Here is a 26640-nt window from a genome sequence, read left to right on the forward strand (position 1 = left end):
AAGCCATCGGGAGCGCCTGCCAACCGCAACCAACAACAAAGGCGCACGCCACTAATCCGGCTGCAGCGTTCCCTCGTAGAGTGTTTGTGGCTGGGCCCCATGAGATGGTTTTCGGAGGATTGTTCGATGGTTCGTCAATTAACGACACACAGGTTTCGGTGGCACGGACTTGCCGCCGCACTGCTCCTGGCTTTGACCGTGACCCTACCGGCTGGCCCCGCTCGCGCCGATCTCGGTTCGGCAGCCAGGCTGATGTCCTCGCCAGAACTGGTTGGCAAGGGAAGAATGACCTTCCTCGGGTTCAAGGTGTTCGACGCCGAACTCTACGCCCCAAGGGGTACCTACAATCCTTCGGCCCCATTCGCCTTGAAGCTGACCTATCTGCGAAGCTTCAAGGGCAAGCAGATTGCCGAAAGCTCGGTCAAGGAAATCCGGCGCCAGGGCGGCGTATCGGACGCACAACTGGCAAAGTGGCAATCTCAGATGGAAGCCATTTTTCCGAGTGTGACGCCCGGCCAGTCCATCACGGGTGTCCGCAACAGCAGCGGTCATGCCGAGTTCTATCTTGGCAACCGGAAGCTTGGGACCATCGCCGATCCGGCCTTCACAAAGAAATTCTTCGCGATCTGGTTGGGCGGCAACACGCGTGACCCGCAGTTGCGCGCAAAGCTGGTCGGGTCCGGTTCGTGAAGTCACGCTCTTCGGGCAGCGGAGCGGCACATCGGCAAGCGGAAGACGATGCTGGAAGCGTGACGCTTTCCAGCCTGGCTACCTATGGGGCGATGGCATTTCCCCTCGCCTTCGCCGGTTTGCCGATCTACCTCCACGCCCCTGACTTTTATGCCGTCACATTGCAACAGCCGGTTGCGACGCTCGGCGCCATTCTGCTCGTGCTGCGCCTGTTCGATGCCGTGCAGGATCCTTTCATCGGCAGTCTCAGTGACCGGTTCCACCATCTGCGCGGCGCGGTGCTTGCTTTCGGAGCGATGATGCTCGGTGCAGGCTTCTGGATGCTGTTCCATCCCGTCGAAGCCGCCCCGCTGGTCTGGTTCGCCGCTTCCGTGCTCATCTGCACCACCGGGTTTTCGATCGTCACCATCAACTACCAGACCCTTGGCGGCCTTTGGAAAATCAATGCATCCGACAGAACGCCGGTGACAGCAGCGCGCGAGGGCTTCGGCCTTGCCGGCCTTCTGGTCGCATCCGTCTTGCCTGCGGCCCTGGCAACCGTGACCGGCCTCGAAACAGCCTTCCTCTATGTCACTCTCGGCTACCTGCCACTCCTGGCAGTCTCTCTATGGTTGCTGCTGCGCTGGATGCGATCGGCGCCGCTTGAAACCCCGCAAACGGACACCCCGGTCATGGGCTGGTGGGCCCTTCTTCGCAACCGCTGGCGGCGTCTCTTCTTTGGACTTCTGTTTCTCAATATTTTCGCCAGCGCCATTCCCGCCGTCCTGGTGATGTTCTTCATCCGCGACAGGCTTGGGGCAGAAAGTTACACGGGTCTGTTTCTGCTTGTTTATTTTCTCTCTGGCGTGATCTCCATGCCGCTCTGGACCCGGCTTGCCCGCAGCTTCGGGAAGGTTCGCGCCTGGCAAATCTCGCTTGCCGTCGCCATCCTCACCTTCTGTTGGGCCGCGCTGCTTCAACAAGGCGACCTGCTCGCCTATGGCCTTGTGTGCGCTCTCTCCGGCCTGGCACTCGGCGCCGACCTTGCCCTGCCTCCTGCCATTCTGGCCGACCACATCGATGAAGACCGCCGTCAGGGGGAAGCGTCACGCCTGTTTGCAGTCATGGCGTTTCTGTCCAAATCCGCCTTGGCGCTGGCAACAGGTGCTGCCTTGCCGCTGCTCGGCCTCTTCGGATACCAGCCGGGTATTGAAATGACGCCAGAGCTGAATTTCATGCTCAGCGTCACCTACGCAGCCTTGCCATGCCTGCTGAAACTGTTGGCCTTGTGCGGTCTATTGCTGTTCGAAAAAGACCTTGCCCTCAACCGATCCACCGTGTGACCCTGCGCGTGTCATTGCCCTCGTGCCGGAACACTGCAGCACCACCTGAAGACATGACCCTACGCCCACCTCAGTTGATCAGCCCCGCCGACAAGGACCCGCTCGCAGCAGCGCTCGAGAATGAAGTCCTCAACGAGAAGGCCTCAACACTTTCCCGGCTCACCAAAAAGCTGGAAAAGGCTCTCGCCGATTTGAAAGCGGTGGACGAAGCCCCTGAAACGGACACCGAAGCGCGTGAAAACCGGCTTGCCGAAGCCGGTGAAGCGCTCTGGCACGTCACCATCCAGCGGGAACTGTGCGGCTTGCGGCAACATAGGGCTTTTTATGATTTCCTGGCTGTTCCGAAGGCGGTTCGCCTGCGCATGGGACCTGCGTCGGCTTTCCGATCCAAGCCGGGCTCCTGACAATCCGCACGCCTGTGACCGGCGTCACTTCTTTGTTGATGTCCCTGCCCTAGAGACAGGAACCGGTTGCATCTTCGGTGCTGCGGTGGTTTTTTCTGGGGGCTTTTTGCAAGATGAGTTATTTACAGTCACATCCGGCGAGCTATGTGAAACAGCTAAAGTTCGCAGGCATGACCGCATTTGGTCGGCAAGAAACACAAGATAAAGCCAGGCGCAGAAAAACTATGGTGTGCAGGAAGACCCGTCATCTCGGCCAAATTTCCAGACTGGTGACTGGATGTCTGATTTTTGGTCTGCTTCTGGCCCCCCTGGCGTTGCCGATTGCGACAAGCACGACCGCGCAAGCGCAGTCGGTGCGGGTGGTTCCGGAAGGAAACCGGCTCAAGAACCAGCCGAAAATCCCCTTTGCATCCTCCCGCCGCACCGCCGCCTCGAAGTCATCTTATGATGCCAAATTCGACAAGGTTCTGGCTGTTTTGAAGCGTGACCGCCGCCTGATGGGGTCCATCAAGCGCGTCTCCTCGCGTTACGGCATCGACCCGATCCATATCATCGGCGCCATCGTTGGTGAACACACCTACAACTACGACACGCTCGACAGCGCGCAATCCTACTATGTGAAAGCGCTGTCCTATGCAGGCATCCGCTTCGAGTTCGAACTGAACGGAGAGCATGTCGACACCTTCGTCGAACGTCCGCAGTTCGACAACTGCCGCAAGGAGCATATCCAGAAAAGTTCGGACCGCAGGTGGTCCTGCTATGAGAGCGTCTGGAACAGCAAGTTTCGCGGCCGGTCGGTCGATGGTGTGCGCTATCCGAGAAAGAATTTCAACGAAGCTTTCTTCCAGCCGCTCTATTCCGGCCAGAGTTTCGGTCTTGGCCAGTTGAGCCCGCTCACGGTGCTCAAGATGACTGACCGCGTTTCCAGGACAAGTAACTTCCGCAAGCTGACCGCAGCAGATTCAGAAGCTGTCTACAAGGCGACCATGGACCCCAATATCTCGCTGCACTACATGGCCGCGATCATTCAGGACGCCATTGCCGCCTATAAATCCGTTGGCAAAGTGGACATCTCGAAGAACCCCGGCCTGACCGCGACGCTCTATAACCTCGGAGATCCCTGGGGCCGGGCTGCAAAGTTCCGCCGCAGCGGCCAAACCTGGCCGCAGGAAAACTACTACGGCTGGCTGGTCAACGACCGCATCGGCGACTTGAGAGGCCTGCTCTGAAGGCTCTGGCCGCCTGAGCGGACGTTTCGGCACCGCGGCCGAACCTCCACCGGCGGCAACTGTTTCTTTTCAGGCATTGCAGCGCAGACTGCGCTGCTCCTGCAGCGCGGTTCCACCCGACTGCCTCCCCCTCACGTCAGGAACGGATTGGTTTCGCGCTCGTGGCCGATGGTTGACGCCTGGCCATGTCCCGGCAGAAACGCGACATCATCCCCGAGCGGCAGCAGCTTTTCCCGGATCGACTTGATCAGGGTCGCGTGATCGCCCCCCGGCAAGTCCGTGCGGCCGATGGAACCGGCGAAGAGAACATCGCCGGAAATCGCGAACCGCAGTTCCTTGTCGAAAAACACCAGGTGTCCGGGCGAATGACCGGGGCAATGCAGCACATCGAACATGCGGCCTGCGATTTCCACCTGGTCGCCCTCAACCATCCAGCGATCCGGTGTCACGGGCTTTACACCCTCGACGCCAAATTGCACGGCCTGATCGGCGACCCTGTCGATTAGCATCTGATCGGCTTCATGCGGGCCTTCCACCGGCACCTTGAGCGCTTCGGCAAGGTCTGCCGCGCCACCGACATGGTCGATGTGACCGTGCGTCAGAACGATCTTCTCAACCTTGACGCCCTGCTTGTCGACAGCCGCCATGATCTTGTCGACATCGCCGCCCGGGTCGATCACTGTCCCGCGCATGGTCGACGGGTCCCAGATAAGCGAACAGTTCTGCTGAAAAGGTGTCACGGCAAGCACCATGACCTGGATCGGCGGCATACCGTCTTCGTGATCTTCACCACCGCCTGAATTCGTAGTGTCTTGCGCCATGGCAGCCTCCTTTAACTGCGGCCTTCCACGGCCCAATGTAACAAATACGGGACAACGCCGTCCGGCGTCGTCTTTCTGATCAATCGCGGCTTCACCTGGCCGCGTGCATTTCGTACAAGATGTATGGACCTGTTGGAAGATGCCAAGCACATTCGGATAGCCGGAGCTGATGACGCCACGACTGTTAACACTGCTGATGACTGTTGCCGCAGCGCTTATGGGCGCTTCAAGCACAATGGCGCAGCCCGGCCGCACAACACCCAGTTTCGAAAGCTGGACGGTCGATTGCGGCAATACGGGCGTCTGCTTCGCCTCATCCTTCACCCGCAGCCAGTCTGTCTGGGTCGATGTGCGCATCGTCCGCGACTGGCAGGCCGAGGCACAGCCGCTCGTCCGCGTGACCACCAACACCGAACTGCCGCAGGACGGTACGCTCAAGTTCGAAGTGGACGGCGCACCCATCGAAGCCCTGCCGATCGAACAGCTTCGCGAAATGCAGCCGGCGGTCAATCCACCAGCCGGCTTCCGCCCGCTGGGTGGAGAAGGCTTCTGGTATCCGACAGGACCGGCAACAACGACACTGCTTGATGCCATGCGCATGGGCAAGGAACTGACCATCCGCCTGCCCGCTGCTACCGCCACCGGCACCGAACCTGTCGCCGTACCTGTCTCTCTGCTTGGCCTCAAATCCAGCCTGCTCTGGCTCGACAACCGCCAGGACCGTACCGGCACGGTTGCTGCCATTGTCGCCCCCGGCACCGACCCTGCCAGGGACGCCCCGCATGCCATTCCGCTGATGAGTGCCGACCAGCTCCCCCCGGAAGTCGCCGCCGTGTGGTCTGCCAACCGTCTGTGCTCGGAAATCGACCCGACCATCTTTGCCAGCCTGAATGCGGTCCGTGTGCCGCTCGCCGACAGCGCCGCGCTCTATATCATCCCCTGCGGGGCTCCAACCGCCTACAACAGTCCCTATGTCGCCGTGCTTTCCGGCAAGGACGGCGCGGCCCGTCAGGTTCACGTCGCTCGCATGTCGGAAAAGGGCCCGATAGCAACAGATCTCATCTACAACGCCAGATGGATCCCGGCCGACCAGCAGCTTGTCAGTTACTTCAAGGGGTCGGGCGTTGGCGAATGCGGCCTGTGGAACCGCTGGGTGTGGAACGGCACCGGCCTGGTCCTGCTTGAGGAAGCCTCCAGGAAGACATGTGACGGTACGGAACCTGACTTGTCCAATTGGTCAAACACCTGGCCGCTGAAAAACGCCTCCAATTAAGGCTTCCACCAAGGATTTTCTTGCGATTTTCCCTGTCCCGCCCTTATGATGATAACGCAGCGGCTGGAGAGGGATGTGACAGGTTTGCTCAAGCCCTATCCCAGAATGTTGATCAGGCGCACGGAGTGCGTTTGAGTGTGGTGACTCGACTGTGAAGGCGGGTGAAGTTGGTCGTTATGTGCCGAAAGGGCGCAACAATTAAGGTGATTCGGTAATGCACGATGGTGATTCGGACCGGCGGTCGCGTGGTCGGCGCGGCGGCAAGCGCGAGTTTGGCGGTCCGCAAGACTTCGGCAGTGATTTTGGCGGAAGCGAGTTCGGTGGAGACTTCTATGGCGGCGGCCGGGATGGTGGCTACCGCGGCGGACGCGACAATGATTTTGGTGGCGGCTACGGCCGCGACGACAATAAGGAAGGCGGCTACGGCGGCGGCCGCGGCGGTTACGGCGGCGGTGGCGGTGGCGGCCGTGGTGGTTACGGCGGTGGCGGCGACCGCGAAGGCGGCGGTGGTTACGGCGGCGGCGGCGGACGTGGCGGCTACGGCGGCGGCGGACGTGAAGGCGGCGGCTATGGCGGCGGTGGACGCGAAGGCGGCGGTTATGGCGGCGGCGGTGGTCGTGGCGGCTACGGCGGCGGCGGACGCGAAGGCGGCGGCTATGGCGGCGGTGGACGCGAAGGCGGCGGTTACGGCGGCGGTGGACGCGAAGGCGGCGGTTACGGTGGTGGCCGCGGCGGCTACGGCGGAGCCCCGCGCGAAGGTGGCGGCGAAGGCGACGGCGGCTTCCGTCAGCAGCGCCCGCGGCGGGACATGCCACCGGTCGAACGTGGCCCACGCCAGTCTGGCACTGTGAAGTTCTTCAAGAACGACAAGGGTTTTGGCTTCATTACTCCGGACGAAGGCGATGCGGATGTGTTCGTGCACATTTCCGCGGTCGAGCGGTCCGGATTTGCCGGCCTGGACAGCGGACAGCGTGTGTCTTTCGAGACCGAACCGGATCGTCGCGGCAAGGGACCGAAAGCGGTCAACCTGCAGGCGCTCGAAGACGGTGACGCACCGCAGGAAGACGACGGCGAACCGGCCGAAGAATAAACTTCGGAACGCCCAGCAACGCGGGGCTTCGAAAGTATGATGCCAGTGGGCGCAGCCATGCTGCGCCCACTGTCTTTTCACCAATTATACCGACACTGCCTCCCTCGCCCCTTTTCGAGTTGCCCTCAGCAGCAGCCCGATCCTCCGCTCTTCCGGCGACCAACGGATCCAGCGGACGTCTTTTCACATCCTGCCGAAGTGCCTATAAGGCCCATCCGAATTCCATGTAGGTGCCCAATGCTTGCCGTTTCATCCGATACCCTGTCCATCCGACCCTTCCTGCCGGGCGACCTCGGCGCGCTGCTTCCGCTGAACAATGCTGCCGTGCCGGCCGTGAACGAACTGACCGCCGAAGAACTGCTCGACCTCGTCAACTCGGCCCTGATCTGCCTTGTCGCGGTCGTGGACGACGCTCCTGCAGGTTTCCTGCTGTGTCTGGGAGACGGCACCGACTATGACAGCCGCAATTATCAATGGCTGTGCGAACGCCTGTCCAACTTCGCCTACACTGACCGTATCTGCGTCGACGAAACCCTGCGCGGCAGGAAGATCGGCGATGCCCTTTACAACGCCCTGTTTGAACGGTTCGCCGGCACCGGCCGCGTGTTCGTTTGCGAAGTCAACGAACGGCCCGCCAACCCAGGGTCGATGCGCTTCCACAGCCGGCTCGGTTTCACGGAAATCGGCAAGGCCGACCACGGCGAAAAAGCTGTGGTTTTCTTCAAGCGCGAAGCCGAACCGGCTTCGGGAACCAGGACAGAATGAACTACCGCCACGCCTACCACGCTGGAAACATCGGCGACGTTCTGAAACACGTCGTTCTGGCCCGCCTGATCGCTTATTTCCAGCGCAAGGACAAAGCCTTCCGCATTCTGGATACCCACGCGGGCATCGGTCTCTACGATCTCAACTCGCAAGAGATGCAGAAGACCGGAGAATGGCAACTGGGCATCGGCAAAGTGCTTGAAGCGGAAATTCCGCCGCAGGTCGCGGAATTGCTTGCCCCCTGGCTGACGGCAGTGCGGTCGCTCAACGACGGCGACACACTGACGGTCTATCCCGGCTCGCCGATGGTTGCCCGGCAATTGATGCGCAAACAGGACCGCCTCACGCTGACGGAGTTGCACCCGGCCGACTTCAAGACGTTGGCGGAGCGGTTCGCAGGCGACCATCAGGTCAAGACGATCCACCTGGACGGCTGGCTCGCCATGGGCAGCTTTCTGCCGCCCAAGGAAAAGCGCGGCCTCGTGCTGATCGATCCGGCCTTCGAAGTGACGGACGAATTCTTCCGCATGACCGATGCTATTGTGAAGGCCTACAAGAAGTGGCCGGGCGGAACATATGCCCTCTGGTATCCCATGAAGGACGCACGAGCGATCCGCCGAATGCACGAAGACTTCGCGGAAGCGGGCCTGCGGGACGTGCTGAGCCTCGACCTCAATGTCGGCAAAAGCGGGCCGGACACAAGGATGCTCGGGTCCGGCATGACGCTGATCAACGCCCCCTTCACGTTGGCGGACGAAATGCGTCTGGTCCTGCCCTGGTTGTGCGACATCCTGCATCAGGGCCCTGGCGCAAGCTGGAACGTGACGCAGTTGATCGGCGAATAAAGCCCCTGCAGTGACACTTTTACCGGGATGGAACCTTGACCTTCCGACCCGGCTCCCCCATCGTCTCCCTCACAGTTTGCTTTCCGGAGTTTATGCCGTGCGTATTGCCCGTACCGTCTGTTTGACCCTGTCAGCCCTCGCCTTTTGCGCAAGCTTGGCTGCACCGGCTGCCGCGAATGACGACCGTGTCTATTTCTCCTTTGGCAGCGACAATGCCAATCGCCTGCCGGATTGCACGGCCGCGTCCGTTCAGAGCGCCGTGGCCGGCACCGTCGCCCGTGCCCGCAAGGATTATTACGGTGGCCGAACCATCTTGAGCATCGACGCCATCAGCGAAGTCAACGGCCGCAGCAACGGCATCAGCCCGATCGAACGCCGCTACTGCAAGGGCACCGCCAGCCTGTCCGATGGCACCATCCAGGCGGTCCACTACATGGTGGAAGAGCACGCAGGCTTCGTCGGGCTGGGCTGGAACGTGGAGGCCTGCCTTGCCCCGCTCGACCAGTGGCGTGTCTACGGCGACCATTGCAGCACGGCACGGCCGCACTGAGGCTCCGGCCTTGCCCCTAGAAGGTTGATCCATGGCGCTGCTCGGCTGCATCGGAAGACTGTCCGCCTGTCTGCTGGCGGGGCTCTTGAGCCTGCCTGCCCGGGCCGATGAACCCGGCAAGTTCGATTTCTACGTCCTCGCCCTGTCCTGGTCGCCGACCTATTGCAAGCAGGAAGGCGCGGACGCCAACCCGCATCAATGCGACGTCTCCAAACCGTTTCGCTTCGTCGTGCACGGCCTGTGGCCACAATATGAGCGCGGATTTCCGGAAAGCTGCCCTGGCGCACCACAGCGCATCGACCGGCAGATCGCCGTTTCGATGGAAGACATCATGCCAAGCCACAATCTCGTTTTTCACGAGTGGCGCAAGCATGGCACCTGCTCCGGCCTGACGCCGGAAAACTATTTCGCCCTCACCCGCGAAGCCTACGAAAAGATCACCATTCCAGGGGCCTTCCGCACGCTCGACAAACGCGGCAAGGCCGCGCCAGACACCGTGGAAAAAGCCTTCCGGCTTGCCAATCCGGGCCTCACGGAAGACGGTCTTGCAGTCACCTGCGACCGGGGTGAGCTTGAGGAAGTGCGTATCTGCCTCACAAGGGATCTGGAATTCAGGTCCTGCCGCGAGGTCGACAGATCCGGCTGCCGCGCCGGCGGCATGTCCGTGCCACCCCCCGGCGCCCGCTGACCGTTTTCGACATACCAACCGCCCAAGTCTTTCAGGAGTTCGGCCCCATGATGAAACTTCGCTCGTCTGCCCCTTCGCCTTTCGGCCGCAAGGTCAAACTCGCCCTGTCCATTCTCGACCTCAAGGGCAAGGTCGAAGTCGAAGACGCCAATACCGCCGACCCCTCCGACAGCCTGCGCAGGCAGAACCCCCTCGGCAAGATCCCGGCACTGGTTCTGGAAAACGGTGACGTTCTCTACGACAGCTCCGTCATCCTGGAATATCTCGATTTCCTGGCCGGTGGCGGCAAGCTGTTTCCCGAAGGCGAAGCCCGGTTTCCGGTCCTGCGCGACCAGACGCTGGCTGACGGCATCATGGATGCGGCCATTCTCCGGGTCTACGAGAAGCGCTTCAAGGAACAGAAGTACCGTGATCCGGCCTGGGACGCCTATCAGGCAGGCAAGATGGAACGTGGCCTGAAGCACTTCGAAGACAACACACCGTCCGCCCCGGCAACCGCGGCAGACGTCAACGCAGGTTCCCTGACGCTCGCCTGTGCGCTCGGGTATCTGGACCTCCGCTTTGCCGGTAAATGGCGCGAGACCCATCCGAAGCTGGCGGCCTGGCTGAACGCCTTCGAAGCGGCCGTGCCCGCCTTCACCGACACCAGGGTTGCGCCGACACCCGTTCCGGAAAACGACCCGGCCCCGCTACGGTAATTACCAGAGCGCAGTTGCCCCAATCAGCCAGCCCGCATGACGCCGGGCTGGCTTTTTGTTTGGTCCAGGCTTACCGGACCCATTCCAAGAACCAAGGCCGCGCCAATTAACGGACACGCGACTTGATGCTACAGTTCTGATGCCAGCGGAATGAGCACAAGGGACGCGCACCTTGGTCGACATGATCTGCATACCGGCTTCACCGGCTGAACTCATCGACAAGATCACCATCCTTGAAATCAAGGCCGCCCGCATATCCGCTCCAGACAAACTCGACCATGTCCGCTACGAGCTGTCTTGCCTCAAAGACGTTTTCGACCGGCACCTCCCGAACTCGGACCAGATCCGGACCTGGAAGGCCCGGTTAAAGAGCCTCAATGAAACTCTGTGGTCGCTGGAAGACGACATACGGAACTGCGAGCGCAGACAGGATTTCGGTGACGGCTTCATCGATGTGGCGAGGCGCATCTATCAGAGCAACGATAGACGTACGGCGCTGAAGCGGGAGATCAATACCGAACTCGGCTCGCGCATTATCGAGGTGAAATCCTATGCGGGTGGCTGTGCTCTTCCGGACGAAACATCAGCTTTTCAGGACAAAAACAAAGTTTGAAAACTGGAAGACGTTCGACAGCGGATCTCTCGGATCCCGCTGCACCCAGCCATCTGGAAGCAACTGATAGACGTCATAGCCTGGCAGCATCTCGGCGAAATCGTTCAGCGTCTTGCTGCGAAACATCTGATGCCAGTTGAATTCCATCTGGACGAACCGCGGTTTGACCTCTGAAATCACCCGCGCTGCCCCGTCGAGCACTTCGGCTTCAAAGCCTTCGGTATCGATCTTGATGAGGTCAATCGCCGTGATGCCCCTTTCCTGGCAATAGCTATCAAGTGTGACGACGCTGGCCGTCACGGTCTCCCCGTTGGTGACATAACTCACCCTCTTCACCTCCTCAGCGAAAGAGGCCAGAACAGAGTTCGACGAGTCGAAATGCAGCGCCGCCTCGTCGTTGAAATTTCCGACGCCTGCGTTCTCACAGTGGATTCTGCCGCCAAAACGCAGCGTATTGTGCACCAGCTCCGTGTAAGAGCGGATCAACGGTTCGAAGGCAATTACATCCGCCGACGTGAACTCCAGCAGATCAAGACTGTACCGGCCAACATTCGCGCCGATGTCGATACAAAGCTTTGGGTCGCAGGTGGCCAGCACGTCCCTTATAAAGAAACGCTCGCCACTTTCGGCATTGTTGTACCCCCGCGCAGACAGGGCAGCATTCAGCAGATAGTCATTCAGCTCGGCCAGATCCGGCCGATGCCGGTTGGCGATGTACCAGTCCAGAAACGCGTCCGTCAGACCGGCGATCGAGTCTTGGTTCGTCATTTCTGCCGTTCCTCCAGTCTGTCCGGCATGAATGCCCACGGCACCGGGATGATCAAAGATTTTGATTTTGGTCAGCCAGCCGATCTAACGTAAGGTAACTCAAGACTAGACTTGAAGCATTCAGTTACGCGCCATTGTCAAATGACTGAGGACCCCACCGCCTCATGACCACGCCGGAAATCTACAGCACGTATCCCCGGGAAACCTTGACCGACTTGCGGGAAACGCTTTCCGGGCAGCTTGAACATGTGTTTGGACCGGTCCGGGGTGGCCTGCTGCACGAGCTTTGGGTTGTGGAAAAGGCTCTGGGGATGCACGCTGCGTATTTCAGCAATTCCGGCCAGGACAAGTTTCTGAATGATACTGTTCTGAACAACCGCGAGGGCGGCGTCTTTCTGGAACTGGGCGGCTATGACGGCATTACAGGATCAAACACTCTTTTCTTTGAAAAGGAACTTGGCTGGACCGGGCTTCTGATAGAACCCGTACCTTCCAACCATGCGCAGGCAACTTCCGTGCGCCGCTGCACTTGCCTCAACACCGCGGTTGGCACCCCGGCACCTGAGGCGGCCTTTCTTGAAATCCGGTCCGGCTATACCCAGAGCGGTGGACTGATAGACAGCATCGCGCCGGATCTTCTGGAAAGAATCCGTCAGCACCCCGAGCACGACGAGCGTATTGCCAGAATCCCCGTGCGCTCGATCCGGGATATTCTCCAGGAGGCAGGCATTCACAGGATCGACTATGTGTCTCTGGATGTCGAAGGCGGCGAGATGGCGGTCCTCAAGGAGTTTCCCTTCGAGACCGTTCCGGTCGAAACCTGGAGCATCGAGAACATTTCCGACAGCCCCGAGATCCCATCCTTCATGGCCGGGAAAGGATACGAGGTGATCGAATTCATTGGCATCGACGAAATCTACAGAGCCACGTGAGCGGGTGTCGGCGGCAAGAACCACATGACCAGGGATCCCGGCCATCTGACGGCAGACGACTTATACGCCATGGCTCTGCGAAGCTTCGGCCGGGAGCAATGCGCTGCGGCAATCGCCTACGCAGATGCCTGTCTGGAGCTTTGTCCGGATCATCTGGACGCCTGGCTGCTCCAGGCTGAAGTTCATAGTCTGGAGCAGCGGCCGACGGCAGCCCTTGCGTGCCTCACCCGCGCCGCTGCCATAGAGCCGGCGAGCGCCACAGCCCAACACCGCCTTATCGCGCACTATCTGCGCCTCGGGCGCCCGGGGGACGCCTTGCACGTAGCGGAACAACTCAAGAGCCAGCAGCCGGACGTTCCGGAAATCGACTATGTCCTCGCCGTTGCCCGCTCCAGGACAGGCCAGCGCGACGAAGCCCTGGCCACCTTCAGGGAGCTGTTGCGCCACAATTCGGACGATGCCGGATCAGCCATCGAAGCTTCCTGGCTGGCTTTGGGACAACGGGACTATCAGGCCGGTTGGCCACTTTGGGAGCACCGCTTCGGCTTAAACGCCAGCCCGGCGGCATCACAGCACCTGCCCTTCTGGGACGGGTCTCCGCTCTCGGGAAAGAAAATTCTCGTCCTGCCTGAGGGTGGCTATGGCGACATCGTCTGGGCGGTACGTTTCCTGCCCGCACTCAAGGCCACCGGTGCCAATGTCCATTTCCTGTGTCCACCTGCCCTTTTACTCCTCCTGCGTTCTATGGAAGGTGTCGACGAATGGGTCGATGATGCCGAAGGCCCGCATGGATGCGCGCTTCAGGTCTCGCTGCTGTCACTGCCCTCACTCTTGAACGTCAAGGACCCGTCTCTTCATCCGCCCCCGCGCCTCCAGGGAGACCCGTCGTTTGCAGAAAGGCGCGACAGTTTATTGGCAAGGGCAAGAGCGCCGCTGCGGGTCGGCATCATCTGGTCGGGAAACGTGGACTATGGCGGCAACGCGGACAGGTCTGCACGGCTCCAGGATTTTCTGCCGCTTGCCGAACTCCCCTTCGTCCAGCTCTTCAGTCTGCAGAAAGGCCCGCCGCAACGCCAGCTGATCGAGGGCGGGCTCGGGGATCTCGTGATCGACTGCGACGATTTCGATTTTGCCGAAACTGCCCTCCTGATCCAGGCGCTGGATATCATCGTGATGACCGACAGCGCGGCCGCCCACATCGCGGGCGCGGTCGGCACGCCGGTCTGGGTACTGCTCGACACTTTTCCCCATTGGTACCATTGCTTTGAAGGGGAGAGATCGGACTGGTATCCGGGCATGCGCTATTTCCGGCAAGAGAAATCGCGCAACTGGACCGATGTTGTCGGCAATATAAGGGAAGCTCTGAAAAGAGTTGCGAAAAGCAGAGGTATTTTGTAACTTTATGTCAGTTTTAGAATTAAATCTTCAACATTATTAGGATATTGAGGGAAAAGCTTTGGTCGACCGTAAGAAGCCGGGAATCGATCAAGATCTCGCAAAGTTGGGTGCTGGTCGAAAGCCATCCGCCGACAGCTCCATGGGCAGCCGGCCGGGGCAAATGCATTCTGAAACGCTCACCGCCGGCCCCGCTGGATATGCTCCCTTCTCCAAACGGCCGGCGATGAGCACGATCTATGCAGGGCATCCGGGCGCGCGGCGACCGGTGATGGACACCCTCTATGGAGGGCACCCCGGTTCATGGCGGCCGGCGATGAACACGATCTATGCAGGGCATCCGGGCGCGCGACGACCGGTGATGAGCACCATCTACGCCGGCCATCCCGGCACGCGGTTGCCGGTTATGGACACGATCTATGCGGGGCACCCCGGTTCCAGCGCACCATCGGCAAATACCGCCTTTGCGCCGGGCTATCGCGGTTCGCAAATTCTGACGCGGCAGGTCACCAACCCCTTTACCCGCCAGCCGGAGACCGTTTCCTACAACATCGTCACCGGCCTTTATCTGGACAAGAGCCTCAACCGCTGGCTCCCAGCCCCGCCCTGGATCAGTGCACAGTTCCGGCGGTAACAGGGGCGGCCCGCCCGTGCTGAGTTTCAACGTCAGCGTTGACGTGCACGGCGGAGACGGCGAAGAAAGCGGCCCGGCGACAATCGGGTGGCTTCTGGCGGAAAACGAATCCCGATTGATCTACAAGCCGCCGCAAAGGCTGAAACAGCCTTCGCCCTCACTCCCGCGAACCCATGCAAAATCGGTGACTGCGTGCCCGGCGGTTCTGGGGCTCGAAAGCCGGTTGTTCGAGGTGCAATGTCCCTGCGACCTGACACTTCGCATGGCAGAAACCGACTTTGGCGAACCTGCCGTTGTAAATGCCGACGGCCCTATGTCCACGGTTCGTGACGATGTCTTTGCCCATCTCATCATCCTTCATCCGCGTGAGGAATGGCGCGACCCCGGCAGGCCGATCCTGCAGATGCGCCTGCCATATATCTTCATAGCGGACGAGCCCACCTACATGTCGCAGCTTCCGCCCTTTCAGCATCTCAGAAAAACGCCCCTGCCCGGTCTGATGATCCCTGGACGGTTTCCGATCAACGTCTGGCCGCGAACGCTGACCTGGGCTTTCGAGTGGCACGATATCTCGGCACCTCTTGAACTGCGGCGCGGCGACCCACTGTTCTATGTCCTGTTTGAAGTCTTGCCCCAGTCACGGGCAATCCAGCTGGTCGAGGCGGAGCGCACACCGGAGCTGGAGGCCTATCTGCAGCAGATCAACGGTGTTGTCGGCTTTGTGAACCAGACATTTTCACTCTTCAAGGCGGCGGAAGAGCTGCGGCCGGCGCACCTCGTTCAACCGAAAAAGAAACCCTAGAAGACCGGCGCCCCTTGCGGCTGCAAAGGCGCTGCGGTTCGAGCCAACCGCTTTCCGAAGAAGGAACAGGAAATGGCGAACGAGGCTGGCGAAGCAACTCCACTCGTCATCATGATCGCGATGCCGACCCGCGGACAGGTCGAACTGCCGACCGTTCGCTCGCTCATCGCGCTGACACAGGAGTTTCAGCGTCACGGACTGCCCTTTGCGTTCGAAACCTACGGCGCGGCCAACCTCGTCATCAACCGCAATCACCTGATGAGCAAGTTTCTCGCTCACAAGGACTTCAGCCATATGCTGATGCTTGATTCCGACATGGAGTTTTCGCCCGAGGCCATCTGGCGGCTGATCGCCTTCGGCGATGATTTCGTCAGCGCGTCCTACCCGCAGAAATATTACAACTGGGACCTGCTCCGGCACCTCATTGAAGCCGAAGCCGCCCTGCCGGAAACCGAGCGAACCCCGATGGAACAGCTCATCTCCCGCAGCACGACCTACAACCACCAGCTTCGCGACTATGACAACACGGACTGGCAGCCCGAGCACCGGGATGGCTTCATCTCCATCCCGGCAGGGGGCCAGGGCCTGACACTGCTGAGCCGCAAGGTGCCCGAAACAATGGTGGCACGCGGCGTCGTCACCCACTATCCCGATATGTCGCTGATCCCGGCCCATGCCGGTATGGAGTATTACGACTTCTTCGGCCATCTGCCGACGCCGGACGGACGGCTGTTCCTGCACGAAGATCAGAGCTTCAGCCTGCGCTGGGTCCGAGGTTGCAGCGGCACAATCTGGCTCGACTGCCAAACCACCATCCGCCACGCAGGGCAACACACGTTCGAAGGCAGATATGCCGACAAATTGCACGACGACTTTCCTTCGCTTGAGGTTTGACAACTGGCGGCCCGTTCAGAAAAAAGCGGAAGGGTCGCAACCAACCAGCGTTCGCCCCTGAGGAGCTGTCTGCAACTGCCCGCCCAAACGCGAAAGGCCGCGCCTGAAGGCACGGCCCTTGTTGCAACAGTTTTTCGCTCGGGTCAGGCGACTTTCTTGCCCGACATGGCATGAACGTCCGCAGCTCCCAGGCGCTGGCCGCCAATCGCCCAATCCCCCTGCTCGACTTCCATAACGCGGACCCAGGTGACCGGGCGCATGGCTTCGCCTTCGACCGAGACCATGGCTTCGGTTACTTTTTCGATCAGCTGGTGCTTCTGTTCGGGGGTGAAAACGTTCTTGATGACATCAATCGTTACCAAAGGCATTTCATATCTCCTGGTTCATGTCTCAGTGCTTCAAAACTATCGGTTGCTCCCGATGAACAAGAGATACGCCTTCCCCTGCGGCAATGCTTGACGGGGACGTGAATATAACTGACCTTTTCATGAAGACTTTCGGGAAAGGGGAACATGTGCCGCAAGCCGACGCCCTGGTGTTTACCTTCGACGGCTTTGAACTGGACGGGGCACGTTTCGAATTGCGCCGCGGTGGCGAACGCGTGGCGATTGAGCCGCAAGTCCTCTCCCTTCTCTTGCTGCTGGCGGAAAACCGCGACCGGATGGTCAGCAAGGATGAATTGATCGAGCATATCTGGGACGGACGGATCGTCTCCGAAACTGCTGTGGCGGCTCGGATCAAGGCGGCGCGCAAGGCAGTGGGAGACACAGGCAGCGCGCAGAAAGTCATCCGGACAATCCATGGCAAAGGGTTCCGGTTTGTTGCGGACACCGAGGTCAGCGGTGATCTGGAGAAAACGCTCTGCGTGAAATCCGCCCTCATGACCGAGGAGCAAGCCGCCCCGGCGATTGAAGACATGCTGAAGAACGCACGCGATGGCCGGCCCTCTATCGCTGTCTTGCCCTTCGAGTATTTCGGCGAGCCGGGCCAGCAAGAAATCGTGGCCGATGCCCTGCCCGCCGACATCATTGCGGATCTGTCGCGCCTTCACTGGCTATTCGTCATCGCACGCGGATCGAGCTTCCGCTTTCGCGGGCCCGACGTGGACCCGCTGTCCGCCGGTCGGCAGCTCGGTGTTCGCTATGGGCTCACAGGAACGGTCGAATTGTCGGGTGAGCATGTCACCATCGGCGTGTCGCTGATCGACATGACCAGCAGCGGAACGATCTGGGCAGAGCATTATCGCGGCGGCCTTACTGAGTTGCAGCAACTCAGGTCGGACATCGAAAGCCATGTGGTGGCCAGTCTGGCGGTCCAGATCCCACAGAACGAAGTGCGGCTCGCCCGCAGGCGTGCGCCGGGAGAACTCGATGCCTGGGCCTGTTTCCACCTGGGCCTTGACCACATGTACCGCTTCAACCGGCAGGACAACGCGAGAGCGGCCGCGCTGTTCACACAATCTCTGGAGCGCGATCCCTATTTCTCCGGTGCCATGGGTGGGCTGTCCTTCACACATTTCCAGTCAGCCTTCATGCGTTTTTCAGAAGATCCCGCGGCGGAGGTCGAACAGGCACGGGTGCTGGCGCAGCAAGCGGTGGAGACCGACCGGCTCGATCCCTTTGCCCATTTCAATGCCGGGCGATGCTCCTGGCTCGACGGCCAGCTGGAGGATTCCATCGCCTGGTTCGACCGGGCAACCAGCCTCAGCCCCAGTTTTGCGCAGGGCGTCTACACACGGGGCCTGGTGAGCGTGATGGCAGGGCGTGCAGTGCAGGCCGATGTTGACCTTGCGTTGGCGCTGGACCTCAGTCCGCTCGACCCGCTCGCCTATGGCATGACATCGGCACGGGCGCTGGTGCAACTTCAACTTGGCAACATTCCAAAGGCGCAAGAGCTTGCCGTGAAAGCGGCGCAGATGATCGGTGCCCACAAGCATATCTCGCTGATCGCGGCGCTGACATCACACCTTGCCGGCAAGGATGCCGAAGCCCGGCAATGGCTCGCACGGGCAAAACAGGCGGATCCGGCCATCAGCTCGGAAGTCTTCTTTGCCTCCTTCCCCTTTGCCGAGAACAGTGCTCGCGAAACCATAGAAAAAGCCATGCGGGATCTCGGCGTGTGACAAGGCTTTACACCCGCAACACCGCCGAAAACCTGCCCCACATCAACACCGGAATTGTGTGACGGCCGCTATCTGCTTGGAGCCGAAGGCCGATTTCAGACGCTATACACGTCCTCATTTACAAACCTCCAAGATATTCTCTGCGCCTCTCCGATCATTTCAAGTCTCCTTGTGTTGATCCTTCGGCGCCCTCAAGGTTCCGGATGTATCGCCTTCCACCACGGGAATGCGACACAAAGCACTTTCTGAAATTTCAATCGATTAGTCTTCAAACTGCTTATGGACATTGCGTTTGCACAAGAGCTAAACACCCTGCGCAGGCTGAAGACTTGCCACTCATTGCGCTGGAAAGACCAAAAGGGAGTTTTGTGTATGGCGGCCATGGATAATCACTTCGAGAACTGGAAGGAAAAACAGTCCGCCGCCGAGCAGATGATCCCACTTGTTGGACACCTCTACCGTGATTTCGGCATCAACATCCGGATTTTCGGGCGCCGCCTGCTGAACAACTCCGCCATCGAGATCATCAAGGCACACCGCTATGCTTTGCAGATCACCGGGCAGGAGCTGGAAGTCTCCAAGAGCCTTGAAATCGTCAAAGCAATGCTCGAGATGGATCTCGCCGCCTCCCGCGTCGACCTCGGCAAGCTCTGCCACCGCTACATGGAAGAAGGCGGCGACGTTAAGAGCTTCCTTGAAAAGCAGCTTGCCAGCATCAACACCGGCAAGACCTCCATTCTGCAGGAACCGCAGGACGTCGTTCTTTACGGTTTCGGCCGCATTGGCCGTCTTCTCGCCCGCATGCTGATCGAACGCGTCGGCGCCGGCAACAAGATGCGCCTTCGTGCAATTGTCGTGCGCGGCGGCAAGGAGGGCGACCTCAAGAAACGCTCAAGCCTGCTGCGACGGGACTCTGTCCACGGCGCATTCAGCGGTTCCATCACCATCGATGAAGAGCAGAACGCGATCATCGCCAATGGCAACTACATCCAGGTGATCTACGCCAACTCCCCCGCTGAGGTCGATTACACCAAATACGGCATCCGCAACGCATTGGTGGTCGACAACACCGGCATCTGGCGCGACGAGGAAAGCCTTGGCCAACATCTTAAATGTCCGGGCGCGTCGAAGGTCATTCTGACCGCGCCGGGCAAAGGCACCATCAAGAACGTCGTCTATGGCGTAAACCATGACGACATCACGGAAGACGACAAGATCCTGAGTGCCGCCTCCTGCACCACCAACGCCATCACACCGGTGCTCAAGGTGATCAACGATGAGTTCGGCATCGAGAACGGCCACGTGGAAACCATCCACGCCTTTACCAACGACCAGAACCTGATCGACAACTACCACAAGGGCGATCGCCGCGGCCGGGCGGCACCCTTGAACATGGTCTTGACGAGCACAGGTGCAGCAAGCGCCGTCGCAAAGTGCCTGCCGGAAATGAAGGGCAAGCTGACCGGCAACGCGGTTCGGGTGCCGATCCCCAATGTCTCCATGGCCATCCTGAACCTGAACCTCAAGCGCGAGACGACGGCCGAGGAAATGAACGATTACCTGCGGGGCGTTTCCGTACAATCGCCGATGCAGGACCAGATCGACTATACGGCCTCGACCGAACTGGTCTCCTCCGACCTCGTCGGCTCCACCCACGCCGGCGTGGTCGACAGCCAGGCCACCATCGTCGACGGCAACCGCCTGGTCCTCTACGTCTGGTACGACAACGAGGCGGGCTACAGCACCCAGGTCATCCGCCTGATGCAAGCAGTCGCGGGCATGAAATACCCGACAGTTCCCGCGTAACAGCGGCCTCAACGAAACGGCACGGGGCCAAGCCATGTCTTGGCCCCTGCCTATCACTGCCTGGTTGCCTTGGATGCTCCCCCCATCGACCTGCGGGAAAAAGCGCCCCTGGTTTGCTACTCTGCCCCGGCTCTTGACAAGAACCAGACCGGAGACCGGGCTGGATTGATAAATGAGATCCAGGTGTAGCAACAATCCCCTGCCCCGGTTTTCGATGTTGATCGAACGCCTGCCATCCAGTTACAGCCCGGAGCAGATAGTCGGCCCAGGCAAACAAGCCAGGTCAGCATAGTGCGAGCAAGGCGTCGCGTTCACGCCGGGCTTATGACTCCTGAAAGCAGACACATCGCATTCCGTTCATACCGGTTGCGGATTACGTTCGGGGAAGGCGCGTTGATGCCAATATGGATAGGGAACGGGGGTGGCACTGGCCTCGTCAAGCAGGCGTTGGTGTTCCGCATCCAGCACCCAGTCGGTGGCCCCGATATTGTTGCGCAACTGGGCTTCGCTGCTAACGCCGATGATCAGGCTTGCGACGGTGGGTCGCTGCAGAAGCCAGTTCAGCGCAACCTGGGCTTCGCTTTTGCCAGTGTCACGGGCCACGTGCCCGAGCGCGGCAAGTACGCGCTCCAGAAGAGTTTCGTCGTTAAGAGGCGGTGCATAATCCGGAGCCGCTTCCTTGTGCCGGCCCGCCGAGACATGCCTCGTGCCTCCCTTCAGACGGCCCCACCCCAGAGGACTCCACACCAAAGCTGAGACGCCTTGATCCAGTCCCAACGGCATCAGCTCCCATTCGTAATCGCGTCCGATCAGAGAGTAATACACCTGGTGCGCGACCAAGGGCTGCCAACCGTTGTACCGTGCCGCTGCCTGGGATTTCATTAGCTGCCAGCCGGTGTAGTTCGAGACACCCAGCTGCCGCACCTTGCCTGCTTTCACCAATCCATCCAGCACCTCCATGGTCTCTTCCACTGGTGTCATGGCGTCAAACGCATGGAGCTGGAACAGATCAATGTAGTCGGTGCGAAGGCGGCTCAGCATACCGTCGACAGCGGCCAACAGGTGGCTGCGTGAGCTCCCCACATCGTGTTCGTTGGGACCAGTACGAAGACCTGCCTTCGTGGAGATGATCACCTTGTCTCGGCGCCCCTCGATTGCCTGCCCGAGAACCATCTCGGCTTTTCCGCCGGAATAGACGTCCGCGGTGTCGAACATATTCAACCCCTCGTCGAGACAGATGTCGACCAGACGCCGGGCTTCGCCCGCATCATTTCCAGACCATGGCCCGGAGGTGAAACTCGCCGTACCCAAGCTGAGTACGGGCACAGACAAGGCGCAATCGCCCAGCCAACGACGGTTCAAGGCGTGTCTCCTTTTACGTTTGATTGAACTGACTTTGATCAAACACTTTTCTGGCCCGATGCCGGAAATGTGTCAGATGTTCTCGTGTGGATGTGAGCTTTGCTCCAGTACATCGTTGCACGCCCAACCTCACACCCGCCCACCCGAAAGCGGAGCCCGGCCGCGGGCCTTGAGCAGGCGCTTGCCGCTGGTGATGGATTGGCCGAAGTCTTTCTGCACTGCCAGCAGGGCGGGCACCAGCAGGATGACCAGGAACAGGCCGACGCCCAGACCGTAGGCAAGCGTGATGACCGTTGGCAGCAGGAACTGGGCCTGCCGGCTGGTTTCGAACAGGAGCGGGGCCAGGCCGAACACCGTTGTGGCCGTGGTCAGCACGACCGCGCGCAGCCGATCGCAGACGCCGTTGACCACGGCTTGCCGGAAGGGGTGGCCCCTGGCGTATTCGTCGATTGTGGTCACCAGCACGATGCTGTCGTTGATGATGATGCCCGCCATGCCGATGAAGCCGACAACGGAGAACATCGACAGCGGCACGCCGTGCAGATAGTGCCCCCAGATCATGCCGACGCAGCCGAAGGGAATGATGATCATGATCATCAGCGGCCGGGTCCAGGATTCGAAGATCCAGCACAGGACCAGGTAGATGCCGGCCAGGCACAGGGCAAAGCCGATCAGGGCATCGGAGAGGAACGAGCGTTCCTGTTCCGCCAGCCCGCTCATCTCGCTTTCCACGTCGTAATCGGCGGCAAGCTGCGGCAGAAGCTCGGATTGCAGCACCTCCGTCACCCTTGCGGCAGCTTCCGGGTTGTCCTCCGACACATCGCCGTAGACGCGCAGCGTGCGCAGACCGTCGCTGCGTCGGACCGAGGCAAAGCCGTAGGTGCTCTCGACATTGACGATCTCGCTCAGGGAAACATAGGTTCCGGCATCGGTGCGCACCCGCGTTGTGTAAAGAAAAGCGGCATCCGTCTCCTCGTCCGGCAGCAGCACCTTTACGGTGGCCGTCCGCCGGCCGATCGGGAACTCGGCAACCTTGATGCCTTCCAGACGGTTGCGCAGAACGCGGGCGATTTCGTCCGTGGTGAAGCCAAGGGCTTCGCCGCGCGGTGTCAGCGTCAGGTTCAGTTCGGGCTTGTCGTAGGCCAGCGTATCTTCCAGCGCGCTGACGCCCTCCATCGCACCCAGCGACTGCTTCAGGCTTTCGGCGGCGGCCTTCAGGTTTTCCGTGGAGTTGCCATAGAGCTTGACGTCGATGGCATCGCCGCCGGGGCCCGAGCGCTCTCCTCGCAGGGCCAGCGTTTCCAGAAGCGGCGGCTTCCTGATTTCCTCGCGCCAGTCGCCAATGAACTGAAAGGCCGAATAGGGCCGAAGGTCCGGGTCGAGCAGTTCTATGGAAATACCGCCGAGCTGGTCGGCGTCCTTGGTATCTGCGCCGCTCAGGCCGCGTCCGGCGGTCGCGCCAACGGTGGAAAGCGCGAAAATGACCGGGTCGGCGCCGTATTTTTCGGTATAGCGTTGACTGACCACGTCAAGCGCCCGTTCCATCTCCGCGATCATCGCCTTGGTGTCGTCGCGCTTTGCCCCCGGCATCATGGCAATACTGGCGGAAACCACCGCCTGCTCCGGCGCATTGAAAAAGCGCCAGCGCACGGATTTGTCCAGTACCAGCGTCAGCGACAGCGCCAGGATCATCAGCGCAAAGCCGATTGCCGGATAGCGCACGGCAATGACCCAGGTGACGAACCGGCGGAACAGCTTTTCCCGGAACCAGACGAAACCCCGATTGAACAGACGGTTGGGCAGATCGAACCAGTGCTTTTTCTTGCTGGCCTTCAGGGCGTGGTTCATGTGCGCCGGCAGGATGAGGAAGGATTCCACCAGGCTGGCGATCAGCACCACCGACACCGTGAAGGGAATATCGGCCACAAGACTGCCGAAGCGCCCGCCGATGGCCACCAGCCCGACGAAGGCAATCAGCGTGGTGATGGAAGCGCAGAAGACCGGCGCCGTCATGCGCCGGGCGGCCAGGCTGGCGGCTTCCGCCGGCGAATAACCGCGCCGGTGCAGGAAGTCGGCATGCTCGCCCACCACGATGGCATCATCCACGACGATGCCGAGACAGATGATCAACGCAAACACGGAAATCATGTTCAGCGTGATCCCGAAGAGATACATCAGCCCGACAGTGGCGGCCATCGCCACCGGAATGCCGGCCGCCACCCAGAAAGCCGTTCGCGCCGACAGGAACAGGAACAGGAACAACAGCACCAGGGCCAGCCCGAAGATGCCGTTTTCAACCAGGATATCCAGCCGGTCGATGATCGCCTGCGAGCGGGTGTTGGTAAGCTGAACGACAACCCCTTCGGGCAGTGTGTGCTGGAACTCCGCCGTGATGCGTTCCACCGCCCGCTGAACCTCGATGGTATCTCCCTGGGCGCTGCGGCTGACCCTGAGAACCACCGCCGGCTGGCCCTTGTGATAATAGGCCCTGCCGCTCTCCACCCCTTCGGTGACGATGTCGGCGACGGACCGAAGCTGCAGCTTTTCTCCTTGCGAGGGCGCTTTCAGAACGATCTCGCCCAGCTCCTGCTCGCTGCGCCGGGTCTGCCCGGTGCGCAACCGCGCGGAACTGCCGGCGACATCGCCCGCGGGCGTCGTTTCCATTTCGGCCGACACCACGTCGGCGATCTCCGCAAGCGTCAGCCCGTGCCGCACCAGCATGTTCTCGCCGACATTCACCCGGATGATCGGGTCTTCCAATCCGCGAATGGAAACCCGTGTCACACCCTGGCGGAAAAAGACGGTCTGAAGATCCTCGGCAAAGCGGGCAAGCTGGTCGATGTCGACCGGCCCGTACATGACGACATCCGTCACCCGGTCGGAATAGACGCTTCTGGTGACAACGGGCTCGTCGATGCCTTCGGGCAGGCTGGAGCGAGCCTGATCGACGGCGGCCTTCACCTCGTCCGTCGCCTGGCTCATGTCCCAGCCATCCTCGAACTCCAGTTCGATGCTGGCTCTGCCCTCGCGCGCGACGGACGTGGCTTCGTCGACGCCATTGATGGCAAGGAGCTGCGGACCCAGAATTTCGACCACGGCCCTGTCGAGATCCTCGGGTCCGGCGCCTGACCAGTTGACGACGACTTCCACTTCCTCGCGTACGAAATCGGGAAAGAACTGTGTCCGGATCTGCGTCGAGGCCGCGAAACCGCTGATCAGCATCATCGCCAGCAGCAGGTTGGCCGCTGTACGGTGCCGGACCATATAGTCCAGCAGCGAGGCAAATTGCGATCCGCCGGGAGAACGCATGTGGGAACACTCCAATCAGGGTATCGGGCGGGACGGGACGAAAGACATCAGCTCTGGTCAGCCGCTGTTTCCGCCGCCATGCTCCAGTCGTTCGATCAGCTCTTTCGGCACCATCGGCTTGTTCAGAAGGGCAAGAAGTCTCGCCTTGCGGTTTTCCGGCATGTCGGACCTGTTCAACTGATCGATCAGGGCCGCACGCCGCTCCGGTTCCAGCGCCACCAGATCGCCGGAGAGACGCGTTTCGCCATTCTCCGGCGCCCCGCCATTTGACACCTGCGCATCTGGTGCCTGCACACTCGCCGGTTCGTCCGCCTGCGGCGCATCCGGCCCGCCGTTGCTGCGCCTTGGTGAAACCTTCAGCCCGGTGCCGAGCTGCGGCAGGCGCTCGCGCACATAATCGGCTCCGAAGGGGACATTGGCCACAATCACGTCATCGCCCATGCGGCGCAGGATCGTTGCCTTGATTTCCTCGATCCGCTCGTCTTCGCCGACAATCAGCATGCGGCCGTCTTCCGTCACGGCCGCCGAGGGGACCAGGGCAACCCGGGCAAGCTCCGGCTCGCGCACCTCAACCTTCACGAAATCGCCCGGCCGCAGAACCGTACCAGGCTCCAGATCGAGCGCGGCAAACAGCGTCCGCCCGGCCTCCCCTTCGGAAACGACAGCCGCGGCCCTGTCGATGGTGCCCGGCACTTCGATGGAGCGGCTGCCCAGTTGCAGGACGGCAGTCACGGGCGCTTTCACCAGATTGCCGCTGGTATCCAGCAGCCGCGAGAACTCGTCGGTCGACAGGGAAAACCGGACTTCCAGCGCCGCCGGATCGATCAGAAGGGCAAGGGTTTCGGAGGAGCCAACGCGCCGCCCCAGCGTGGCGTTGACCTCCGACAGGTAACCGCTGAAGGGAGCCGTCAGGGTGATTTCTTCCAGGGTGCGCCTGGCATCGTCCAGCGCAAGCCGGGCGCGCTTGACCGTCAGGTCCATGCGCTCGATCCGCTTGCGCGCTGTGATGACCGATTGCAGACGGTTGCTGAGCGATTGTTCCAGCGAGGCGACGGCCAGTTCCTCGGTCTCAACCTGCACGGCCGTGGAATAGCCCTTGTCCCTCAGTTGCTGCTGGCGTTCGAGCGCCTGTTTGCGCAGCTCAAGCTGGCGGCGAGCCGCTTCCAGCTCCTGCTCCGCCCCGACAATCGCTTCCGCGGCCTCTGCTTTCTGGGCCTCGGCATCAGCCAGGGCCGCCTCCGCATCCAGCACCTGAAACTCCGCATTGGCCGGATCGATCCTGAGCAGCAGTTCGCCCTTGGCGACAGCTGCCCCATCGCGAAACTTGGAGGCAACCTCAACAAGCCGACCTTCGGAACTTGCCCTCAGTTCCAGCGTCCGCCAGCTTTCCACCTGGCCGTAGGCGGTCGTCACCGGCGCCACCGTCTGCGGTGTCAGCTCGGCGACATTGACCGAATAACTGCGTTCCCGGGCGGGCCGGCTCTGCGCGGTCTCTTCCGCCGTCATCGCATTGTAAAGACGGTAACCGCCAAAACCGGCAAAGCCGATCATGATCGCCATCAATGCCAGACCGGCAAGTCCGCGCATCAGAAACCGCATTCGCCTCTCCACATGAAGGCCGGGCAATC

25 protein-coding genes are annotated in these 26640 nt (G+C 60.8%); 19 read left to right on the forward strand and 6 right to left on the reverse strand.

What is annotated here, in order from left to right; genetic code table 11:
• The first annotated feature begins 126 nt into the window (after positions 1-126).
• The 4 genes from V1T76_RS24650 (at position 127) to V1T76_RS24665 (ending at position 3645) form a co-directional block, all read left to right on the forward strand.
• Positions 127-690, forward strand: coding sequence for a chalcone isomerase family protein (locus V1T76_RS24650; protein ID WP_330563340.1), 564 nt, complete (start codon positions 127-129; stop codon positions 688-690).
• A complete protein-coding gene (locus tag V1T76_RS24655) occupies positions 687-2012 on the forward strand; it encodes an MFS transporter (RefSeq protein ID WP_330563341.1) in 1326 nt (441 codons plus the stop codon). Before V1T76_RS24650 ends, V1T76_RS24655 begins: the two co-directional genes overlap by 4 nt.
• Positions 2013-2065: 53 nt before the next feature.
• Entirely contained in the window at positions 2066-2416 is a 351-nt protein-coding gene (locus V1T76_RS24660; RefSeq protein WP_330563342.1) for a DUF6665 family protein, read from the forward strand.
• 224 nt (positions 2417-2640) lie between these two features.
• On the forward strand, positions 2641-3645 hold the full coding sequence (locus V1T76_RS24665) for a DUF1402 family protein (protein ID WP_330563343.1): 1005 nt from the start codon (positions 2641-2643) through the stop codon (positions 3643-3645).
• 131 nt (positions 3646-3776) lie between these two features.
• Here V1T76_RS24665 and V1T76_RS24670 read toward each other — a convergent pair whose 3' ends face one another.
• Positions 3777-4415, reverse strand: coding sequence for an MBL fold metallo-hydrolase (locus V1T76_RS24670; protein WP_330563469.1), 639 nt, complete (start codon positions 4413-4415; stop codon positions 3777-3779).
• A gap of 220 nt (positions 4416-4635) precedes the next feature.
• On the opposite strand from V1T76_RS24670, the gene V1T76_RS24675 reads away from it, so the two are divergent.
• The 8 genes from V1T76_RS24675 to V1T76_RS24710 all read left to right on the forward strand — a co-directional run bounded on the left by V1T76_RS24675 (position 4636) and on the right by V1T76_RS24710 (position 10988).
• Positions 4636-5739 (forward strand): DUF1176 domain-containing protein, encoded by a 1104-nt coding sequence (locus V1T76_RS24675; protein ID WP_330563344.1) that lies wholly within the window; start codon positions 4636-4638, stop codon positions 5737-5739.
• A gap of 214 nt (positions 5740-5953) precedes the next feature.
• The gene (locus V1T76_RS24680) at positions 5954-6829 is read left to right on the forward strand and encodes a cold-shock protein (RefSeq protein ID WP_330563345.1); all 876 of its coding nucleotides are present in this window, start codon (positions 5954-5956) and stop codon (positions 6827-6829) included.
• 237 nt (positions 6830-7066) lie between these two features.
• The gene (locus V1T76_RS24685) at positions 7067-7594 is read left to right on the forward strand and encodes a GNAT family N-acetyltransferase (RefSeq protein ID WP_330563346.1); all 528 of its coding nucleotides are present in this window, start codon (positions 7067-7069) and stop codon (positions 7592-7594) included.
• A complete protein-coding gene (locus tag V1T76_RS24690; RefSeq protein ID WP_330563347.1) occupies positions 7591-8439 on the forward strand; it encodes a 23S rRNA (adenine(2030)-N(6))-methyltransferase RlmJ in 849 nt (282 codons plus the stop codon). Before V1T76_RS24685 ends, V1T76_RS24690 begins: the two co-directional genes overlap by 4 nt.
• Before the next feature lie 97 nt (positions 8440-8536).
• On the forward strand, positions 8537-8989 hold the full coding sequence (locus V1T76_RS24695; RefSeq protein ID WP_330563348.1) for a cytoplasmic protein: 453 nt from the start codon (positions 8537-8539) through the stop codon (positions 8987-8989).
• A 31-nt stretch (positions 8990-9020) separates the two neighbouring features.
• Positions 9021-9677: a ribonuclease T2 gene (locus V1T76_RS24700; RefSeq protein ID WP_330563349.1), complete on the forward strand. Its 657-nt coding sequence runs from the start codon at positions 9021-9023 to the stop codon at positions 9675-9677.
• A 47-nt stretch (positions 9678-9724) separates the two neighbouring features.
• Positions 9725-10375 (forward strand): glutathione S-transferase family protein, encoded by a 651-nt coding sequence (locus tag V1T76_RS24705; protein ID WP_330563350.1) that lies wholly within the window; start codon positions 9725-9727, stop codon positions 10373-10375.
• A 181-nt stretch (positions 10376-10556) separates the two neighbouring features.
• A complete protein-coding gene (locus V1T76_RS24710) occupies positions 10557-10988 on the forward strand; it encodes a DUF6165 family protein (protein ID WP_330563470.1) in 432 nt (143 codons plus the stop codon).
• Here V1T76_RS24710 and V1T76_RS24715 read toward each other — a convergent pair.
• Entirely contained in the window at positions 10959-11756 is a 798-nt protein-coding gene (locus V1T76_RS24715; RefSeq protein WP_330563351.1) for an FkbM family methyltransferase, read from the reverse strand. The two genes, V1T76_RS24710 and V1T76_RS24715, sit on opposite strands and share 30 nt — an antisense overlap.
• Before the next feature lie 164 nt (positions 11757-11920).
• Between V1T76_RS24715 and V1T76_RS24720 the strand changes: the two genes are divergently transcribed.
• The 5 genes from V1T76_RS24720 to V1T76_RS24740 all read left to right on the forward strand — a co-directional run bounded on the left by V1T76_RS24720 (position 11921) and on the right by V1T76_RS24740 (position 16413).
• Positions 11921-12688: an FkbM family methyltransferase gene (locus tag V1T76_RS24720; RefSeq protein ID WP_330563352.1), complete on the forward strand. Its 768-nt coding sequence runs from the start codon at positions 11921-11923 to the stop codon at positions 12686-12688.
• Positions 12689-12712: 24 nt separating this feature from the next.
• Complete coding sequence (locus V1T76_RS24725) at positions 12713-14086, forward strand: tetratricopeptide repeat protein (protein ID WP_330563353.1); 1374 nt, start codon at positions 12713-12715, stop codon at positions 14084-14086.
• Between the two features lie 160 nt (positions 14087-14246).
• Positions 14247-14717 carry a hypothetical protein gene (locus V1T76_RS24730; RefSeq protein ID WP_330563354.1) on the forward strand — a complete coding sequence of 157 codons (471 nt, stop codon included), beginning with the start codon at positions 14247-14249 and terminating at the stop codon, positions 14715-14717.
• 16 nt (positions 14718-14733) lie between these two features.
• Positions 14734-15519 carry a hypothetical protein gene (locus V1T76_RS24735; RefSeq protein ID WP_330563355.1) on the forward strand — a complete coding sequence of 262 codons (786 nt, stop codon included), beginning with the start codon at positions 14734-14736 and terminating at the stop codon, positions 15517-15519.
• A gap of 72 nt (positions 15520-15591) precedes the next feature.
• Positions 15592-16413, forward strand: a complete 822-nt coding sequence (locus tag V1T76_RS24740; RefSeq protein WP_330563356.1) for a hypothetical protein — start codon at positions 15592-15594, stop codon at positions 16411-16413.
• Positions 16414-16556: 143 nt separating this feature from the next.
• Here the strand turns inward: V1T76_RS24740 and V1T76_RS24745 are convergent, their stop codons facing one another.
• Entirely contained in the window at positions 16557-16781 is a 225-nt protein-coding gene (locus V1T76_RS24745) for a tautomerase family protein (protein ID WP_148585848.1), read from the reverse strand.
• A gap of 119 nt (positions 16782-16900) precedes the next feature.
• Between V1T76_RS24745 and V1T76_RS24750 the strand changes: the two genes are divergently transcribed.
• Together V1T76_RS24750 and V1T76_RS24755 are read left to right on the forward strand one after the other, a co-directional pair.
• A complete protein-coding gene (locus V1T76_RS24750; protein ID WP_330563357.1) occupies positions 16901-18535 on the forward strand; it encodes a winged helix-turn-helix domain-containing tetratricopeptide repeat protein in 1635 nt (544 codons plus the stop codon).
• Between the two features lie 372 nt (positions 18536-18907).
• Positions 18908-20341 (forward strand): glyceraldehyde-3-phosphate dehydrogenase, encoded by a 1434-nt coding sequence (locus V1T76_RS24755; RefSeq protein WP_330563358.1) that lies wholly within the window; start codon positions 18908-18910, stop codon positions 20339-20341.
• 357 nt (positions 20342-20698) lie between these two features.
• Here V1T76_RS24755 and V1T76_RS24760 read toward each other — a convergent pair whose 3' ends face one another.
• From V1T76_RS24760 to V1T76_RS24770, 3 genes are all read right to left on the reverse strand, one after another.
• Positions 20699-21703 carry an aldo/keto reductase gene (locus V1T76_RS24760; RefSeq protein WP_442970171.1) on the reverse strand — a complete coding sequence of 335 codons (1005 nt, stop codon included), beginning with the start codon at positions 21701-21703 and terminating at the stop codon, positions 20699-20701.
• A gap of 129 nt (positions 21704-21832) precedes the next feature.
• The gene (locus tag V1T76_RS24765) at positions 21833-25012 is read right to left on the reverse strand and encodes an efflux RND transporter permease subunit (RefSeq protein WP_330563359.1); all 3180 of its coding nucleotides are present in this window, start codon (positions 25010-25012) and stop codon (positions 21833-21835) included.
• A gap of 57 nt (positions 25013-25069) precedes the next feature.
• Complete coding sequence (locus V1T76_RS24770) at positions 25070-26611, reverse strand: efflux RND transporter periplasmic adaptor subunit (RefSeq protein WP_330563360.1); 1542 nt, start codon at positions 26609-26611, stop codon at positions 25070-25072.
• Positions 26612-26640 lie beyond the last annotated feature (29 nt).

The organism is Roseibium sp. FZY0029 (assembly GCF_036350355.1).
Taxonomy (GTDB): domain Bacteria; phylum Pseudomonadota; class Alphaproteobacteria; order Rhizobiales; family Stappiaceae; genus Roseibium.

Coding starts and splice junctions, on each gene's coding strand:
- V1T76_RS24650 (WP_330563340.1), top strand. CDS start 127: ATGGTTCGTCAATTAACGACACACAGGTTTCGGTGGCACGGACTTGCC.
- V1T76_RS24660 (WP_330563342.1), top strand. CDS start 2,066: ATGACCCTACGCCCACCTCAGTTGATCAGCCCCGCCGACAAGGACCCG.
- V1T76_RS24665 (WP_330563343.1), top strand. CDS start 2,641: ATGGTGTGCAGGAAGACCCGTCATCTCGGCCAAATTTCCAGACTGGTG.
- V1T76_RS24670 (WP_330563469.1), bottom strand. CDS start 4,415: ATGCCGCCGATCCAGGTCATGGTGCTTGCCGTGACACCTTTTCAGCAG.
- V1T76_RS24675 (WP_330563344.1), top strand. CDS start 4,636: ATGACGCCACGACTGTTAACACTGCTGATGACTGTTGCCGCAGCGCTT.
- V1T76_RS24680 (WP_330563345.1), top strand. CDS start 5,954: ATGCACGATGGTGATTCGGACCGGCGGTCGCGTGGTCGGCGCGGCGGC.
- V1T76_RS24685 (WP_330563346.1), top strand. CDS start 7,067: ATGCTTGCCGTTTCATCCGATACCCTGTCCATCCGACCCTTCCTGCCG.
- V1T76_RS24690 (WP_330563347.1), top strand. CDS start 7,591: ATGAACTACCGCCACGCCTACCACGCTGGAAACATCGGCGACGTTCTG.
- V1T76_RS24700 (WP_330563349.1), top strand. CDS start 9,021: ATGGCGCTGCTCGGCTGCATCGGAAGACTGTCCGCCTGTCTGCTGGCG.
- V1T76_RS24705 (WP_330563350.1), top strand. CDS start 9,725: ATGATGAAACTTCGCTCGTCTGCCCCTTCGCCTTTCGGCCGCAAGGTC.
- V1T76_RS24710 (WP_330563470.1), top strand. CDS start 10,557: ATGATCTGCATACCGGCTTCACCGGCTGAACTCATCGACAAGATCACC.
- V1T76_RS24715 (WP_330563351.1), bottom strand. CDS start 11,756: ATGACGAACCAAGACTCGATCGCCGGTCTGACGGACGCGTTTCTGGAC.
- V1T76_RS24720 (WP_330563352.1), top strand. CDS start 11,921: ATGACCACGCCGGAAATCTACAGCACGTATCCCCGGGAAACCTTGACC.
- V1T76_RS24725 (WP_330563353.1), top strand. CDS start 12,713: ATGACCAGGGATCCCGGCCATCTGACGGCAGACGACTTATACGCCATG.
- V1T76_RS24730 (WP_330563354.1), top strand. CDS start 14,247: ATGCATTCTGAAACGCTCACCGCCGGCCCCGCTGGATATGCTCCCTTC.
- V1T76_RS24740 (WP_330563356.1), top strand. CDS start 15,592: ATGGCGAACGAGGCTGGCGAAGCAACTCCACTCGTCATCATGATCGCG.
- V1T76_RS24745 (WP_148585848.1), bottom strand. CDS start 16,781: ATGCCTTTGGTAACGATTGATGTCATCAAGAACGTTTTCACCCCCGAA.
- V1T76_RS24750 (WP_330563357.1), top strand. CDS start 16,901: ATGAAGACTTTCGGGAAAGGGGAACATGTGCCGCAAGCCGACGCCCTG.
- V1T76_RS24755 (WP_330563358.1), top strand. CDS start 18,908: ATGGCGGCCATGGATAATCACTTCGAGAACTGGAAGGAAAAACAGTCC.
- V1T76_RS24765 (WP_330563359.1), bottom strand. CDS start 25,012: ATGCGTTCTCCCGGCGGATCGCAATTTGCCTCGCTGCTGGACTATATG.
- V1T76_RS24770 (WP_330563360.1), bottom strand. CDS start 26,611: ATGCGGTTTCTGATGCGCGGACTTGCCGGTCTGGCATTGATGGCGATC.